The organism is Halioxenophilus sp. WMMB6 (genome assembly GCF_033283405.1).
Lineage (GTDB): Bacteria > Pseudomonadota > Gammaproteobacteria > Pseudomonadales > Cellvibrionaceae > Halioxenophilus.
Map to the genome: position 1 here is coordinate 465,007 of NZ_JAWMQR010000001.1, position 15,854 is coordinate 480,860.

General features: G+C 52.5%; 16 protein-coding genes and 1 tRNA gene. 3 read left to right on the forward strand and 14 right to left on the reverse strand.

The features are described 5' to 3' along the window. Positions 1-178 precede the first annotated feature (178 nt). Complete coding sequence (nfuA, locus tag SBL51_RS01955) at positions 179-763, forward strand: Fe-S biogenesis protein NfuA (RefSeq protein ID WP_317928784.1); 585 nt, start codon at positions 179-181, stop codon at positions 761-763. A 153-nt stretch (positions 764-916) separates the two neighbouring features. Here the strand turns inward: nfuA and SBL51_RS01960 are convergent, their stop codons facing one another. The 7 genes from SBL51_RS01960 to SBL51_RS01990 all read right to left on the reverse strand — a co-directional run bounded on the left by SBL51_RS01960 (position 917) and on the right by SBL51_RS01990 (position 10,882). After that, positions 917-1,252: a hypothetical protein gene (locus SBL51_RS01960; protein ID WP_317928785.1), complete on the reverse strand. Its 336-nt coding sequence runs from the start codon at positions 1,250-1,252 to the stop codon at positions 917-919. Positions 1,253-1,550: 298 nt separating this feature from the next. Next, entirely contained in the window at positions 1,551-2,627 is a 1,077-nt protein-coding gene (locus SBL51_RS01965; protein WP_411860458.1) for a 3-deoxy-7-phosphoheptulonate synthase, read from the reverse strand. 265 nt (positions 2,628-2,892) lie between these two features. Continuing rightward, entirely contained in the window at positions 2,893-6,324 is a 3,432-nt protein-coding gene (locus SBL51_RS01970) for a UvrD-helicase domain-containing protein (RefSeq protein ID WP_317928787.1), read from the reverse strand. After that, a complete protein-coding gene (locus SBL51_RS01975; RefSeq protein ID WP_317928788.1) occupies positions 6,317-9,031 on the reverse strand; it encodes a PD-(D/E)XK nuclease family protein in 2,715 nt (904 codons plus the stop codon). Before SBL51_RS01975 ends, SBL51_RS01970 begins: the two co-directional genes overlap by 8 nt. Positions 9,032-9,220: 189 nt before the next feature. Next, positions 9,221-9,514 (reverse strand): hypothetical protein, encoded by a 294-nt coding sequence (locus tag SBL51_RS01980; RefSeq protein ID WP_317928789.1) that lies wholly within the window; start codon positions 9,512-9,514, stop codon positions 9,221-9,223. Between the two features lie 94 nt (positions 9,515-9,608). Further along, positions 9,609-10,466, reverse strand: a complete 858-nt coding sequence (murI, locus tag SBL51_RS01985; RefSeq protein WP_317928790.1) for a glutamate racemase — start codon at positions 10,464-10,466, stop codon at positions 9,609-9,611. Further along, on the reverse strand, positions 10,463-10,882 hold the full coding sequence (locus SBL51_RS01990) for a hypothetical protein (RefSeq protein ID WP_317928791.1): 420 nt from the start codon (positions 10,880-10,882) through the stop codon (positions 10,463-10,465). Before SBL51_RS01990 ends, murI begins: the two co-directional genes overlap by 4 nt. A gap of 233 nt (positions 10,883-11,115) precedes the next feature. On the opposite strand from SBL51_RS01990, the gene SBL51_RS01995 reads away from it, so the two are divergent. Further along, the gene (locus SBL51_RS01995; protein ID WP_317928792.1) at positions 11,116-11,568 is read left to right on the forward strand and encodes a DUF2489 domain-containing protein; all 453 of its coding nucleotides are present in this window, start codon (positions 11,116-11,118) and stop codon (positions 11,566-11,568) included. Positions 11,569-11,630: 62 nt separating this feature from the next. Here SBL51_RS01995 and trmA read toward each other — a convergent pair whose 3' ends face one another. After that, entirely contained in the window at positions 11,631-12,752 is a 1,122-nt protein-coding gene (trmA, locus tag SBL51_RS02000; RefSeq protein WP_317928793.1) for a tRNA (uridine(54)-C5)-methyltransferase TrmA, read from the reverse strand. Positions 12,753-12,855: 103 nt separating this feature from the next. On the opposite strand from trmA, the gene SBL51_RS02005 reads away from it, so the two are divergent. Beyond that, positions 12,856-13,263 carry a secondary thiamine-phosphate synthase enzyme YjbQ gene (locus tag SBL51_RS02005; protein WP_317928794.1) on the forward strand — a complete coding sequence of 136 codons (408 nt, stop codon included), beginning with the start codon at positions 12,856-12,858 and terminating at the stop codon, positions 13,261-13,263. A gap of 43 nt (positions 13,264-13,306) precedes the next feature. Here SBL51_RS02005 and SBL51_RS02010 read toward each other — a convergent pair whose 3' ends face one another. The 6 genes from SBL51_RS02010 to SBL51_RS02035 form a co-directional block, all read right to left on the reverse strand. After that, on the reverse strand, positions 13,307-13,645 hold the full coding sequence (locus SBL51_RS02010; RefSeq protein WP_317928795.1) for a TusE/DsrC/DsvC family sulfur relay protein: 339 nt from the start codon (positions 13,643-13,645) through the stop codon (positions 13,307-13,309). Then, entirely contained in the window at positions 13,642-13,941 is a 300-nt protein-coding gene (gene tusB, locus SBL51_RS02015; protein ID WP_317928796.1) for a sulfurtransferase complex subunit TusB, read from the reverse strand. The genes SBL51_RS02010 and tusB overlap by 4 nt, the downstream gene beginning before the upstream one ends. Before the next feature lie 4 nt (positions 13,942-13,945). Continuing rightward, positions 13,946-14,314, reverse strand: a complete 369-nt coding sequence (gene tusC / locus SBL51_RS02020; protein ID WP_317928797.1) for a sulfurtransferase complex subunit TusC — start codon at positions 14,312-14,314, stop codon at positions 13,946-13,948. Between the two features lie 4 nt (positions 14,315-14,318). Continuing rightward, positions 14,319-14,705 (reverse strand): sulfurtransferase complex subunit TusD, encoded by a 387-nt coding sequence (tusD, locus tag SBL51_RS02025; protein WP_317928798.1) that lies wholly within the window; start codon positions 14,703-14,705, stop codon positions 14,319-14,321. 67 nt (positions 14,706-14,772) lie between these two features. Continuing rightward, positions 14,773-15,453 (reverse strand): Bax inhibitor-1/YccA family protein, encoded by a 681-nt coding sequence (locus tag SBL51_RS02030; protein WP_317928799.1) that lies wholly within the window; start codon positions 15,451-15,453, stop codon positions 14,773-14,775. 208 nt (positions 15,454-15,661) lie between these two features. Beyond that, a tRNA-Ser gene (locus SBL51_RS02035) sits at positions 15,662-15,749 on the reverse strand. Between the last annotated feature and the right edge of the window lie 105 nt (positions 15,750-15,854).

Here is a 15,854-nt window from a genome sequence, read left to right on the forward strand (position 1 = left end):
TTAGTGGAGCTTGCCGTCTTGTAATATGGCCGTGTCAATTTTGCGCTGCCACTGGAGAAGCGGGCAAATGTTTGGCACAATCCTGACTATTGCAGTCGGGTTTTGGTTGGTGTGAAGTCATTTCAACATGCCAACTCACCGTCGTTCTTTTTTGTATAGAAGTTTGGTAACTCACAATATGGTTAAGGTCACTATTACTGAATCGGCACAGGAGTACCTGGCTGAGTTGTTGAAGAAACAGGCAGTCGATGGCATTGGTATTCGCATGTTTGTCTCTTCCCCAGGTACGCCGCAAGCAGAGACCTGCATTGCTTATTGTCGCCCTGGTGAAGAGAAAGAGGACGATGTGCTGGTTGAATACAGTGGCTTTACCGCTTACTTCGAGCAGCGCAGTCTGCCCTACCTGGAAGAGGCCAAGGTCGATTACGCTGCCGATCGGATGGGCGGGCAGCTCACCATAAGGGCTCCCAACTCCAAGATGCCTAAGGTCTCAGACGATAGCCCTTTGGAGGATAAGATCAACTATGTCCTCTATAACGAAATCAATCCAGGTTTAGCTGCTCATGGCGGTAATGTTTCTCTGGTGGAGCTGACCGAAGATAACTACGCAGTGCTGAAATTCGGTGGTGGCTGCCAGGGGTGTAGCGCTGTCGATCTAACTCTGAAAGAGGGTGTGGAGAAAACCTTGAGGGAGAAACTCCCGGAACTGGCGGGTGTGAAAGATATGACCGACCACACCGATACCAGTCACGCTTACTACTAAGCCCTCAAGCAGCAACTCTGAGGCCGATGGCCAGTAAATAACAACCAGCAAAGAGAAAAAAGCCGCTGTCTGACAGCGGCTTTTTGTTGATCTATTAACGGGCTTTTCAGTTAACGGATTTTCAGCGCTAATGCCGTGTTACGGGCGAATGGATTACTCGTCGTCCATACACGAGCTGTAGGCGAGAAGTGTTTCCAGGTACTGAATTTTGACGATCGCATTGCGATGCTTGGGCCGAACCAAATAGGGGCCGGTTTCTGCCCATTCGATATCAAAACGACGGTAGATTCGTTGGCCGAGATTATTACAATGGACGGTGATGATCTCTGTGGAAGACTGGTCCATCAGGATGTCATCGGCTAGAAAGGGGATCAGCTCACTAATCGCTTGTTCCCGGCTGATCTCTTCATCACTTAACAGAAACAGGTAGTCTTTGTTAAGCATGCTGGCGATGCGAATTTGGCACTCAATGGCCGTTGCACGCTGCATAACCCCATCTTGGGGGCCATGGTCTTGCTTGTAGTCATAGTACGAGCGGTTGAAACCCATATCCTTGCTCCTCCACTAGCTCTCAGCCCGATATCCTCAATCAGGCTAGTAAAGCATTCTCCTTTTTAAAACTACATTAAGCTAACAAGTTTTAAAAAAGATAACCACTAGCTATATGAATCAATTGTAATAAACGGTCAGATAATTGTAACAGGCAGCAGCGGATGGCGGGGGAGTTTTTTTTTGATATTTGGAAGCTGCCAATGGCGACAACACCATTGGCAGGCAAAGCTTCCAATTAAGGGGTGAGGCGGGTAGGCAGTACCGATTCCAATTGTGCGGCCATTTTCAACAGGGCCTGCTCTGTGGTCGGCCAATCGATACACTTATCCGTTACGGAGATTCCATATTTCAAGTCAGCCAAATCCGCTGGAATAGGCTGGCTACCGGCGCCTATGTTGCTCTCAACCATCAACCCGATAATCGATTTATTGCCTTCAAGAATCTGATTGGTGGCATTGTCGATTACCAAAGGTTGCAACTCGTGGTTTTTATTGGAGTTGGCGTGACTGCAGTCGATCATGATGTTCGGCTCCAAGCCTGACGCCTGCAGCTCCTTCTCACACATGGCAACACTAACGGAGTCATAGTTTGGCTTGCCATTACCACCACGTAACACAACGTGGCCATAGCGATTGCCGCGTGTGTGAATGATAGAGACTTGGCCATCGTTGTTAATACCCAGGAAACGGTGTGGATTGGCGGTTGATTGCAGCGCATTGATCGCCACAGTGAGGCTGCCATCGGTACCATTTTTAAAACCCACAGCGGAAGAGAGGCCACTGGCCAACTCGCGGTGCGTTTGGGATTCGGTGGTGCGCGCACCGATGGCCGACCAACTGATCAAATCCTGCATGTACTGCGGTGAAATAGGGTCCAGTGCCTCAGTGGCGGTGGGTAACCCCAGTTCTGAAATATCCAGCAGCAGTTTGCGACCGATGCGCAGCCCTTCATCAATTTTGAAGGAGTCGTTGAGGTATGGGTCGTTGATCAGGCCTTTCCAGCCCACGGTTGTGCGCGGTTTTTCAAAGTAGACCCGCATAACGATGTAGAGCGTATTCTGTACCCGGGCTGCCAACTCTTTCAGGCGGTGGGCGTAATCCATAGCCGCTTCTACATCGTGGATGGAGCAAGGGCCGACCACTACCATCAGGCGTGGGTCTTTACGATCCAGTATGTCTCGTACAGCTTTACGGCCTTCAGTGACGGTTGCGGCGGCGGCGGCAGATAGGGGGAGTTCCCGTTTGATATCACTGGGAGTGATCAGTAATTCTTGTGAAACCACATTTAAGTCATCTATGTCTTGGCTCATGATTGTGCCTATAAAATTGCTAGGTTTAATAAGGTTATGCGCCAAGGTGCCCGGTCCCTGGTAGTCAATCCTTTTCGTTCATGGAAACTTTTTTTGCTTAAATCGCGGCATTGCTATAACCGCTCTTCCGCAAAAAAACTGTGCTAAGCGCTAGCGCTTACATTGGTGGGCGACCTTTCTACACTCTTTGCCTACCCGCGCATAATAATCGAAACAGGGGCGTAAATTTACCCCCAAGCGCGAAAAACTTTACTATCTTCGCCATATTTCAGGTTAATGGGCATAAGTGGTCTATAAGTGGGAAATAGAGCGCGGTCTGAACCGGATTGGATTGCAGTTCGGCAAACAGGTGCGCGTAGTTGGCCAATTGCTTTTGGTAATGAGCCAATTCTCTGTCGAGAAAACTCTCCAGGCTCTCATCACTACGGGGTTGGCTGGTTTTGTAATCGATAATCCAACGTACGCCATCCTCGATGAAGGTGCGATCGATGATATATAGGCTGTCGGTTTCGGTCTCCAGCAACGGTAGTTCACAAGCACTCTCGCGATGATTCCCGGACAGCACCCATCGGGCCTGTTCTGACTCCAGAAGTTTCGTGGTGAAACGCATCAGCTCACGGGTTGTCTTGCTGCTGTTGATACCATGCTCGGTTAACCAAGCGGAAATCTGTGGTGCCAGGTCTGCCAGGGTATCGGGGGTCCACTGTTCGATGCCGCGCATGGCGATAACCTCCAGTAACCGATGGATTACTGTGCCGGTTGCTCGGGCGACCAGATTGGCGTAATTGGCAAAGTCGGGGGTGTTGTTCTCCTGCTCAAATTCGCGGCCGCGAAACGGTGCCAACAGGTCACTGGCCGGGAGCTCCACCACTGCGCTTTGTACCAGCCGTCGGATTTTATGCCACTGCTCTGGAGGGGTGTCATCGACCGCACGAAGCACGTTCTGCTCACTCTCGTCTATGGCTGTGGTTACGGGTTCGATCAGCTGCATAGTGGCGTTAAAAATTGGCCAAATACTGGCTAATAACGTGTTCTCGCTGGGCCCTTTGGGGCCGCCATTTTTCTCGTCCCACTGCAATGCGCCGAGCAGATGTAGCTGTTTGATGGCCCGGGTGCAGCCGACGTAAAGCAGGCGCACTGATTCATAGCGGCTGCGTTCTTTGTTCTCTTCGCGCAGAAACTTGTAGAGCGAGGGGGCGTCGGGGTCGCTGTCGTCGGCTAGGGGGGCCATCAGCAACAATTCATCACCGGCGTGTGAGAGCCGCGATTGCCAGAGCAGTAACTCCTTGTCGTCCGAGCGGGTGCGTTTATCCAAGCCCGGGATAATAACGTGATCGAACTCCAAGCCCTTGGACTTGTGAATGGTCATTACCTGCAGCTTGGGGTCTGCGCCGGCGGTGGGGGCGGCGAAAAGCTTGTCGATGGCCAACTGAAAGGCCTCCCAATCAGCGATATAACCGGCCCGTTCATGCTTATCGAGCAGCTGAAAATAGACGTTGGCGTTGTTGAGATCACTCCCCTCCAGGAGGCCAGCCGGGCCCGCCAGGCTCATCCAAATACCTTGCAGCCAATGGCGTAGCCGTTTGCGGCGGCGCTCTTGCCAGGCACTCTTTATGACCGCTTGCAATGTCTCCAGGTGTTTTTTACCGTCGCTGCTGATAGCCAGGTCGGCGACCTGTGCGTTGAGCAGGAAGCTCAACACGGAAGGGGTGCTTTCGCCGTGAGCGATAGCCTCGGCAATGGCTAGCAGATCAGCCGGTGACAGGGCACACCAGGGCGCCCGTAACACACTGAACCAGGCCAAACGGTCGGCCGGGTAGAGCAGGGCCCGGGTGAGCGAGATGAGGTCGACTATTGCCTGCCGTTCGGCAAGGGGTTCGATCTCGGTGGCCATGGCGGATAGGCCGGCACGACCAAGTGCCGCGGTAATTCGGCTGAGGTGGCCACGGCTGCGTACCAACACGGCGATGGTCTCATCTGGGTGTTGGTTGCGCGTCCGTTGAATAATTGCCACCACCTGTTGGGCCTCCATAGCCGAGGCGCTGCCAGGTTCACTGGCCAGTAAGCCGTAGCAGTGGATGCTGTTGTTTTCTGTGGCCGGGTTGCCATTGATGTGGAACGCCTGGGCGGGCGTGTAGCGCACGGCACCACGGGCGATATCGTCGGTTTGGGGGAAGGCTGAAACAAACGTTTGATTAACCCATTCCACAATGGGCGATTCACTGCGAAAGTTGGTGTTGAGGGCACGTGCGCTTGGCAGAATGTTACCAATGCCGTTCTGCTGTACCTCCAGGAAGAGACCCACATCGGCCCCCCGGAAGCCATAGCACGATTGCATCCCATCACCCACCAAAAACAGCGTACGGCCATCGTCTGCCTGCCAGCCTGCGGTTAAACGGCCCAGCAGCTGTAGTTGAGAGTGGGAGGTGTCTTGGAACTCGTCGACCAGAATATGCTGGATTTTATAATCCAGGCGCAGCAGTACATCGGTAATCTGCTCCGCATCCAGGGCGGCAATGGCGGCCTGGCTGATCTCAATAAAGTCGACCGAGTGACTTTGGCTGAATTGTGTTTTCAGGTGCCCAACCAGCAGTGGTAGTACCAGCGTCAGGTTATCGAGGAACTGCCAGGCCTCGGCGGGGTATTCTGCCGCGGGTAGGCGCTGGGTCAGTGCCAACTGCTCCTTCAAACCGGCAATGGCCTGGCAACCTTCAATGATCTCCGCGGCCAGCTGCTTGTACTCTTTGCTCTGAGCCTTTTCGGCTGTAGTGGCACCCGGCAGCAGGCCTATGGATTTATCGAAGCGTTTTCGATACTCGCCACTGTTGGTGAGCAGCAGCTTGAGCAGCGCGCGCCAGCTGGGGAGAGCGCTCGATTCGGCCGCAGGCAGTGTTGCCAGGCTGTGCAGGTCGGCGATGGCGCTATCATCGCCCAGTTCTGCCAGCTGCTTGCCACAGAAGTTGGCCAAACGCAGTAGGTCGCCGGCCAGAGGCGCTAGCAGTTGCTGGCAGAGCCGAAGCTGGTCTTGCGCCAGCAGTTCGATATTCTGCTCCAACCAATGGCGCTGATCGCGGGCGGTCATCAATGGCGTCAGCCATTGATCGCGCTTAGCCAGGAGCTGAATAAAGAGGTTCTCCAGCCGTTGGGCATCGCCATCCAATGCCGTCAACAGCCCGGCGATGCCACTCTGGTAGGGGCTGCCCGGGCGCTCGATCCAGGCGATGGTCTCGCGCGCGGCCAGGCGGTAGATCAGTTCCGGCTGGTCGATGTTGTCCAGACCAAGGCCCAGCCCGCTGTCGAGTGGCAGTTGATTGGTAATCGCCCGGCAAAGGCCATCGATGGTGGTGATGCGCAGCCTGGCTGGATTCTGTAGCAAATGCCACTCATGCTGCTGGTCCTTGTGCAGCACCGCGCGGGCCAGTTGCCAGGTTTTGCGCTCATTGCCCGATTCAGGTTGTGGTTGCTCGGCGGCAAAGGTTAAGGCCTTAACCACCCGGTCGCGCATTTCGGCGGCTGCTTTGCGCGTGAAGGTAATGCAGAGTACCGCTTCCGGGGTGGTGACTTCCGCCAGCAGGCTCAGTGCCCGTTGTGTTAGCAGACTGGTTTTACCAGAGCCGGCCGGGGCGGTAACCACAAATGAAGTGCCGACGGCCAGGCTCTCGTCACGTACGGACTGATCGGCAGGGGCGCGGCTACTCATGGTTTTTACCCGCCAGCCAGACCCGGTAGAGCTCGGATTGTTCGTGTAAGCGATTCAGCGGCAGGTAATCCTTTTGATATTGGGTGACACTGGGGTGGTAGTTGTGAATGTGGGTTGCACCACTTTTAAACTCTTCGGCCAGGGACTCTAGATCGCTCTGCCACGCCTGTAGCAGCTCCGGCCAACTGGTTTTGGCAAACTGATCCGAGGTTTTCATGCCTGCGGGTAAGCTTTTGAAATCACCCACGCCAACCAGGTTCTGGTTGCGGCTGTTAACGGCAGCAAAGGCGATGCCGTTGATGGCGCTAGGGTTATTGAGAGTGTAGAGCGGTAGCTGTGGGGCGGCTATTCGCCCGGGTAGCCACTCGTTGATGGATTGGCTGTTACCGGTTTTATAGTCGACAAGCAGATATTGTTGGTTAATCTCATCCAACCGGTCGAGGCGTAGCTTAAAGGTCATATTGGCGATCTTGACCTCATATTCCTCTTCAATGGCCTCCACAGTAAAATCTTCCCGGCTCTTCTCCAGGGCAAACCAGAATGTGAGGAACTGCAGTTGACGGGAGATCTCCAGCCGTTTTATCTCCGGGGTGAGGGTGGGCACAAAGCTCTGAAAGCTGGTAACCACATTCTCTAGCTGCTCTTCGATTAAAACTGTCAACGCTGGCTCAGACAGGGCCAGGAGTGCTGTTTGGCTTTTCAGTTCCCGCCAGATATTGGCCAGCACCAGATGGGTGATCTGGCCCCGGGTTGAGGCGGTTAAGTAGTTTTCGATGGTTGGCAGAGGTTGCAGCCCCAGTCGGAAGCGACAGAAGGCATTGAAGGGCAGGGCAGCCTGCCACTGTAACACGGAGACTCCACCCACCTGGTTTGCGCCCGGCGAGATTGCCGGAGCCTGTTCGCAATCGACCCATTGCCATTGTCCCTGGGCCTGCAACAGTTGGCCCGTGGCCTCCCATTTGGTCTGCAAGGGTTCGGCTTGGCTGTCAACCGGCGTTGTTACCGGAGGGAGAATGGTCGTCCAATCACTGGTGGGGATGTCGGTAATCAGTCCGCTGGGGCTCATCTCGCTTTCACCGTCCATCTCAGCCGAGCTGAAGATTACCCAGTCCGAGCTGGTTTTAAGACGCTGGGTTAACGATTGGGCGTAGGCGAGCTGCTTGGCTGCAGTGGCATTGGGCATGGCCAGGCGGCTCTGCAACTCAAAGGGTAAGAGTGGGTTTGGATTGGGTGGCGGCGGCCAGGAGACATTATCGCAACCCAATACCCAGCAGTAGTCAAAATTGAGCGCCGCCCCCTCCAGCGCTCCCAAAATTTGAATAGGTGACTCTGGTGTTTGTGCCTGGAAGGGGGTGGTTTGTGCCAGCTGGGTAATAAGGCCGATGGTATCCGCCAGAGGCATTGCCTGTTGTAGCAGATCACCGGCAACCATCTGTTCAAGCAGCCCCTGGAATTGAGTTACCTGCTGAAACTCACTGCTGTCGAGGCGACGCCGGCCCGGCCACCCCAAAATTTGCAGGCAATCGAGTATAAAATCCAACCATTCACTGGTGGACCTTTTAGCTGCGCCATGGCGAAGCTGTTGATCAATGCTGAGCCAGGGATTGCCGATATTTAGTGCTTCGGTTTGGGCGCAGTAGTGACGGAATTGGGCACTGCTAATCTGCGCTTGCGGCGCTTTATAAAGGGCCATAAGCAGCGCCTGCGCCTGCTCGGGGTGGTCGTCGACTAACCAATAGGGGGATTGCAGCAGGGCGTTGCAGGTATCGATGGCAATACGCCCCTGTAGAAGCCGCAGTAGATCAGTGGCATCTTGAACAATCGGGGTTGAGCCCAGGGGCACGCCGGTGGAAAAATTGAAGGGCAGGGTATAACGATCCTGGGTGGTGTTGAGGTAGTGAGGTTCAAACTCCTCGATAAAAACCTGCTCCACCTCATCGCGGATTTGGCCGAGGTTAGGCGCAATAATAGCTACGGATTTGTTGGGCGCGGCTTCCAGCTGAGATCTTGCCCACTGTGCCGCTGCGACTATCTCCTGCTGTTTATTGGGAAAGCTGAGTCTTTGACACTGGGCTCCGCTCACCTCAGCAGGCTGAAGATAACTGACTGTTTCTGCCGACGCCTGCAGTAGTGCTTCAGTTAATGGCGGAATATCGTCAAATCCGAACAGCAAAACCTGCTCCGCTTTTGGCAGTCTGCCATCGGTAAACGCTTGCAGCAGACGTTGCTGTTTCTGCTCAGCCAAAATCCATTCCCGCTGTTCCAGGTTGCGCAGAAAGCGTTCAAACCAACGTTGAAAGATTGCGTTGGTTTCTGAGTTATCGGCTAGGGTTTTCGGGCTCTGTTGCCATAACAGTAAGCTCTTGAGAGCGGAGTCCGCAATCGGGTAGAGCTGCTCGGAACCGACTAACGGCAGGCCGTCGAGATCGGTGTCGATAATCTCCTGCCACATCAGTCTCCGGGTAACGGAACCGACAGCAATCAGCTTGGCTACCTCGTCATTGTGGCTTTGTAATTCACTCCAGCGTTGCTCTAGCCAACCATTCAGGCTACCGAGTTTCGGAGCCAAGACCACGCTCTGTTGAGTCGCTATGGCTTGGGTATAAGCGGAACGAATTTTCGCTGACTGGCGGGAGTTGGCGGTGATGATTGTTTCACCGTTACGTAAATAACCGAGTAGGGGCTCGATGTTGAACAGCTTGGGCAAAATGCTATTCCCATCTGAAAGGATAAAGTGAATTTACAGAAAATTTAGCGCTAAAGAGTAGCGATGGTGAGATGCAGTGGCAAGTGGAAAGTGATGCGCGTGGGCGGTTTGGGGAGGTATCACCAACCCTGTAAAAGGTGCTGGTGTACCGGGTAAAGAGCTACTACTTAGGCTAGGAGACTTTATGGTCTAGCTGGAGGCCATGCGCTCTTTGAAGTCACGAACGGCAGAGTTGAAGTCCTCTGCAACTTTGTTCATCTCGTCGACCATTTGATTATATTTTTGATCATTTTTAACACAGGCTAAAAACGCATTGGCCGCATCCATATACGCCTTAACATCGTTTTTGGCTTTTACCATTTGTGGGGTTACCGCAGTAACCGGATCTGGAACCTCAGGTGTTGAAGGTTTATCACAAGCCCACAGTCCGGTTGAAAGTGCAAACAAACCAAAACCGGTCACTAGTTTAAGGGAAAGCTTCATTAGCCAAGTCTCCATTGCTTTAAATCAATCAGGGTGTCAATGACCCTTTAAAATTAGCATAGGATCGAGTAGGTGGTGGCGGTTGAATGGCGCGTTAATCCACAAAAATTGACCAGTGATCGCCAAACCAGCTGGCGAGCCACTCCATAAGAAAAGTATGGTTATTTATCGGCGCAGTGAAAACCGACTGGTATATCGGTGGATTATAATTATTTGGAATTTTGGTTTTCAGAACCTCATTCGAGTCGAATAACAGGCTCTCTACACGTCGAGCAATTGCCGATCCGGAATCCACCCAATGGCGAATGTTAGGAAGGGCCGCACTGAGCTCTTCCTTAAGTAGGGGAAAGTGTGTACAGGCGAGAACAATAGTATCCAGCTCGCTGGCCACAGCGTCGCTGGTAAAAATGGAGACTTCATCGGCCACCTCTGCCATTAGTGCATCGCCCGAAATCAATTTGCGTTCTGCATATTCAACCAATTTAGAACTGCCGACTTTAACCACTGTGCAGTGCGGCGCGAAATCTGCGATCAATTGCGTGGTGTAGTCACGGCTGACTGTGCCTGGTGTTGCCAGCAAACCGATGGTTTTGCTGTGGCTGATGAGTGCCGCGGGCTTAATTGCCGGCACCACGCCGACCACCGGAATTGAAAATCGCTCGCGCAGTACCGGAAGGGTGATGGTACTGGCTGTGTTGCAGGCCACCACAATCAGGTCCGGTTTTAGCGTCGACTGCAGCCCGTGCAACACCATATCGACACGCTCGATTAATTCGCTTTCACTTTTTGTGCCGTAGGGAAAGGCGGCGTTGTCGGCGGCAAAGGTTACATTGAGCTGAGGTAGCCTTTTGATCAATTCCTGCACGATACTCAACCCCCCCACGCCGGAATCAAAAACCAGCACGGTTGGGTTGCCATTGTTGATGGGACGGGGTTGGCGTTGTGTGTTCAAACAACGAGATCCTCAATACAGGCGAGGTATTTGGGGTACTCCTTGGCAAACAACTCACGGCCGCCTATTTGGTAGGCTTTTAGTAGCTGTTTGCGTGCCTCCAGTAGCTGCTCAGACTCTAATAGTGTCTGGCCCAAGCGCAAGCGAACGAAGGGATTATCGTTCATATCCGGGCAGTGTAAGCAGGATTCCAGCGCTTCCAGGGCCTGGGGCAATTTAGCCATACGGAAATAACAATCACCTATGGCTGCCAAAACCCAGCCCGCTTGTGGGTATTGATTTTGCGGCTTGGGCAGGGCCAGCCAAGCTTGGTAGAATTGCCGCAGTGCTTGTTCAAATTGACCGGAGTCGTACTGCTGATACCCCTTGGCACAAAGTGCCCGGATGGTGTTGGTGAGATGCTCAGTATCGGTCATGAACGAAAGCGTCGAAGCGTGAGTGTGAACGCATGTTAGCAAGGCGATCATCAGTGGGCAATCTTGGCTCTGCCAGCCGTTAATCGCCGAAATTGCGTTAACAATTACCCAATTAGGTGGGCTTGCCTACTTTTATACCAGCTGTTGTTTTGAATCTAACTGGCCTTGTTTGGTAACTCTCCGCATTAGTGCGAGATAAACGCGCCAGGGCCTGCTTGAGGTGGTTTTTGCGTATGTATTGGATTGTAGTGTTGGCGGTAGCAATCATAGTAATTCTGGCCGCGATTGCAGCCTATTATGTTTGGTTGTTGATCAGGCAGCAGCAACAGCAAAAACAGCAATTACAGGAGCTGGAAGAGCAACGGGAAGCACAGCGCCAACGCATCAATACCAGTATTCAAGTGTTGGCATCCGGTGCTATACAAGGGCAGCTGACCTTAACTGAGGCCAGTATCCGTATTGGTGTGTTGCTGGAGAGCTTGGCGATCGATGATGAGACCAAACACGAATACCAGGCTTTTTTTATACTTGCGGAGAAGACCGCTCACATTCCAATACTCGATGCTTGGAAAGATCTGAGCACCAAACAGAAGTTGCAATTTGATCAACAGCGCGAAGACCTGGAGCGAGAGTATGGCGATTTTGTGTTGGATGCAGCCACACGCATTATGGATAAGAAATTTTAGCGACCGCTAATTTATCTTTGCCAGCCGCTCCGTGGATCTCTTTTGGTGAGGTGCAGGGGCGACTACTCTCGAGCTTTTAGCCAGACACCACACTCCATGTGATCTGTGTAGGGGAATTGATCAAACAGGGCAAATGCCTTGATTTCGTGGCTCTCCTGCAGGGCGATAAGGTTTTGCTGCAGCGTATATGGATTGCACGAGATATAGAGAATATTTTTAAATTGGCCCGCTAGCGCCAAGGTCTGTTCGTCCAGGCCGGCTCTGGGAGGGTCGACAAAAATGGTTGAGAAATTAAAGCCTGGCAAATCGATATTAGCCAGCCTGCGAAATGGACGTACGCCCTGATAAGCTTGGCTGAACTCCTCGCTGGAGAGGCGCGCGATATCTATATTGGTGCGTTGGTTAACCGCTATATTGTGTAGTGCGCTGGCGACCGATGTTTTGGAGATCTCTGTCGCCAGCACTCTCTCAAATTGGTAGGAGAGTGGAATGGTAAAATTTCCGTTACCACAATAGAGCTCCAGTAAATCGCCGGTAAGCTGTTTTGCGCAATCCACAGCCCATTGCAGCATGGTTTGACAGACGCCGGCATTGGGTTGCGTAAAGCTATTTTCCACCTGTTGGTAATAGTGGGCTTTACCGTCTACCTCGAGTGTTTCGTTAACAAAGTCGCGGCCCAAAATTATTCGCTGTTTCCGGCTGCGGCCAATTATATCGAGCTTGGCAAGATTGCCGGCCAGGCGTTGTTGCAGGTTGTCTTGCAGAGCAACGGCCTGCTGCTGCCATTCATCGGTGAGCGGACGGTGGTAGATGAGTGTAATCAGCAACTCCTTGGTGGTGCTGCTAAGAAATTCGACCTGAAATAGCTTTCGTTTCAATAGAGGGGATTGATTTAACAACTGCAGTAGCACCGGCATGGCGAAATTAATCGTTTCGCTTGCCACTGGGAATTCGCTCATCAAAATGGGTGGCGCTGATTTATCACCGGGAGGCTGCATAGCATAAAAACATTCATCGCCCTGGTGCCAGATTTTAAATTCCGCACGCATACGGTAGTGCGTAGGAGCTGAAGGAAAGAGGTTTATCTCTGGCAGGTGCAACGGAGCAAACAGTTGCTCCATCGCCTGTAACTTGACATTAAGTTCGGCCTGATATTGGCTGGGACGGATAAAATCGCTGGACATCAAAGGTTACTCATGTTGACAGGCGAGATTGTAACAGAACGAGGCCCGGCGGAGGCTAACTTCTTAAGGTTGTGTAATAGGGTTGGCAGAGGGAGTTATAGCCGTGATCAGATTAATAACGGTCGCTACGAATCAGCAGGGGCTCTATGACATTACATCGCGTGTCAATGAGCTGGTCAGTACATCGGGTTTGCAATCTGGGTTGTGCACGCTCTTTATTCAGCACACCTCCGCCAGCTTGATCATTCAGGAGAGCTATGACCCAAGCGCCAAGGCCGATTTGGAGAGTTGGCTAAATCGTTTGGTGCCAGAGCTCGATCCGCTCTATAGCCATACCCTGGAAGGGGACGATGATATGCCGGCCCATATTAAATCGACACTCACTGCCACCAGTTTGGCTGTGCCATTTATGGATCAGCGTTTGGCGCTGGGCACTTGGCAGGGGGTTTATCTGTGGGAGCATCGCCATGCGGGGGGGCGCCGTAACCTGGTGGTTCATCTCGGGGCCTAAGCTGTTGCCAATAGGTGTGTTTGCGGTTAAGCGCTCTGATGCGCTATAGACAGTTGGTGGGTTTGGGCAGACCAGCGATTTTACTGGCGATTTTAGCCGGGCTTTCAGGGAAGAGTTTCAATAAATAAATACTGCTGGCTTTCTCGGGCCCCAGCTGAGCTTTAATCTGCTTAACCAATACCCTCATGGCAGGTGAAATAGTGTAGGTGTTGTAGAAATCTCGTAGCAGCCAGATGATTTCCCAGTGAGATTCGGTTAGCTCTAACCCCTCTTCAGTGGCCAGCAGCTGCGCCACTGCTTCATTCCAATCATCCAAATTTGCCAGAAACCCGTTTTCGTCCAGGGCAACACTCTCCCCGCTGGCAAGGCGTAGGCTGCTCAAGGGTACCAACTCATGTTGCGTGGATATTTTGCCACCAGCTCAACCCAGGCTTCGTAGTCCACCAGCTGGATATTGTTCAGCAAGTGGTTCTCCAGGCCGCGGGCTTTCACATCACTAGCTAGTGCATAGAGCGGACAGTTACACCCTTGCAGGTGGCCGGCAAATGGGGATTGGGCGCTGGCCGTGTAGACGCCGTCGTTAATTAACAACAGGGCATCCTCGGCGGTGAGTAGTGATAAGCACTCCTCGATATAGCCTGCCCCAGTGGGGGAGTGACTGAGAATGTGTAGTATCACGAGGTCAGAAGCTCAAGATATGAAATTGGTTATTAAGCAGTTGGTGGATACCATCAGCAGCCAGGGGTTGTGCGGCGATTGCCAGGTCGCTTACCTGTATGCCGCGTTGCGCAAGCGATTCGGCACAGACGTAAATGTCGTCTATATCGTACATAGGCAATGCGGTTATCAATTTGGCGATCGATTTTTGGCCGATGCTGTCGCTCTGCTGGTTGGCTAGTAATTGCCAAACCCCATCGCCTTTAAAGAGGACGGTTATAGCCATCTCAAAGGCGCCGAAGGTAAGGGCTACGTCGATTGCATCGCGGCCATTGCGCGTAGAGTAGGGCGGGTGGCTAACCAATAGCAGGCAGTTTTTAGTTTCGTCGTCCATCACATTACCCAAAAGTAACAAGGCGGTCGCAATGGTTGGCTGCATCGACCAGCAGACCCAGCCCACCCAGCGTAAAACCATCAGCGAGATTGCCAGCGACCTTGTGGTGGCGTACTGCCTCGGCTGAATCTAATACGCCGCGGCGAATACCGGCTGCTATGCATACTGTTAACTCAACGGGCGAGTCATCCCGTAAACTTTGCCACAGTCGCGTTAAGTTCAACTCATCCTGCGGTGGTGTGGTTAGCTCGTTGCCGTTGTAAACGCCATCCTGGTAGAAAAAAACCGTAGCCAGCTGATGGCCGGAGCTAATAACCGCGCGCGCGAAATTGTAGGCGCTGTAACTTGCGACGGAGGCGGGCGGGGAGAGGACAATAAGAGCAAATTTCATGGTCGAATAGTAAACAAAAATGCCCCTTTAATGGGGCATTTTTTTAACTTTACAGCTGGAGAGTGGTTTACTCGTCGTTGAGTGCGCCTAACAGGTGGAGTAAAGAGGTAAACAGGTTGTAAATATCCAGGTATAAGGCGACGGTGGCCATTATGTAGTTGGTTTCACCACCGTGAATGATACGGCTGGTGTCAAAGAGAATAAAACCAGACATCAAAAGCACAACCAGCGCAGAAATCGCCAAACTAAAAGTGCTGATCTCAACCCCAAAGAGGCCCGCTACCAGCGCGCCCAGAGAGGCGACCACGGCCACCAACAGGCCGACCATCAGGAAGCCGCCCATGAAGGAGAAGTCCTTACGGGTGGTTAAAACATAAGCAGACAAACCAAAGAAGACCAGTGCGGTACCGCCCAGCGCCTGCATAACAATGGTGCCACCGTTGGCCATGCCCAAATAACGGTTGAGGATTGGGCCAAGCGCGGCACCCAGTAAACCGGTAAAGGCAAATACTACCCAAATACCATTAGCCGAGTTTGCGGTTCTTGGCAGTACCAACCAGACTAACCCCAGTGCAATCAAGCTGCACACCATACCCATACCGTGGCTCATGTTAACCGCCATAGCGATTCCTGCAGTCACAGCACTGAACAGTAGAGTCATTGCCAGCAACGAATAGGTGTTACGCAATACCTTGCTGACCTGTCCCGCCTGATCAACAGCGGAATATGTTGCAGAAATGTCTCGCATAGATGTTCTCCAGTTATTAGAAATAGAATTCGGTGAAAATAATACGGACGGTTAGACCAAAAGCAAGCTTATTCGGTTCAATCTCAATAATTATTCTCATTCACAACCGGATCGATATACAGCTGAATGATTAACGGAGAAATGAATTATCTTTTGAAGAAAAGCAGTAATACCTTGGGGATTTTGGGGCGTTCGAACTGGGGGAAGATGGTGGAGGGGCAGGGATTCGAACCCTGGGAGCTGTTACACTCAACGGTTTTCAAGACCGCCGCTTTCGACCACTCAGCCACCCCTCCGGAAGGTTTGCGATTATACAGAGCTAGCAAAGCAAGGCAATAGCGTAACTCTTTATTTTTGCAGGGATTGTTAGATTTTTAATGGGAAATGCCCGGCACTTGGCC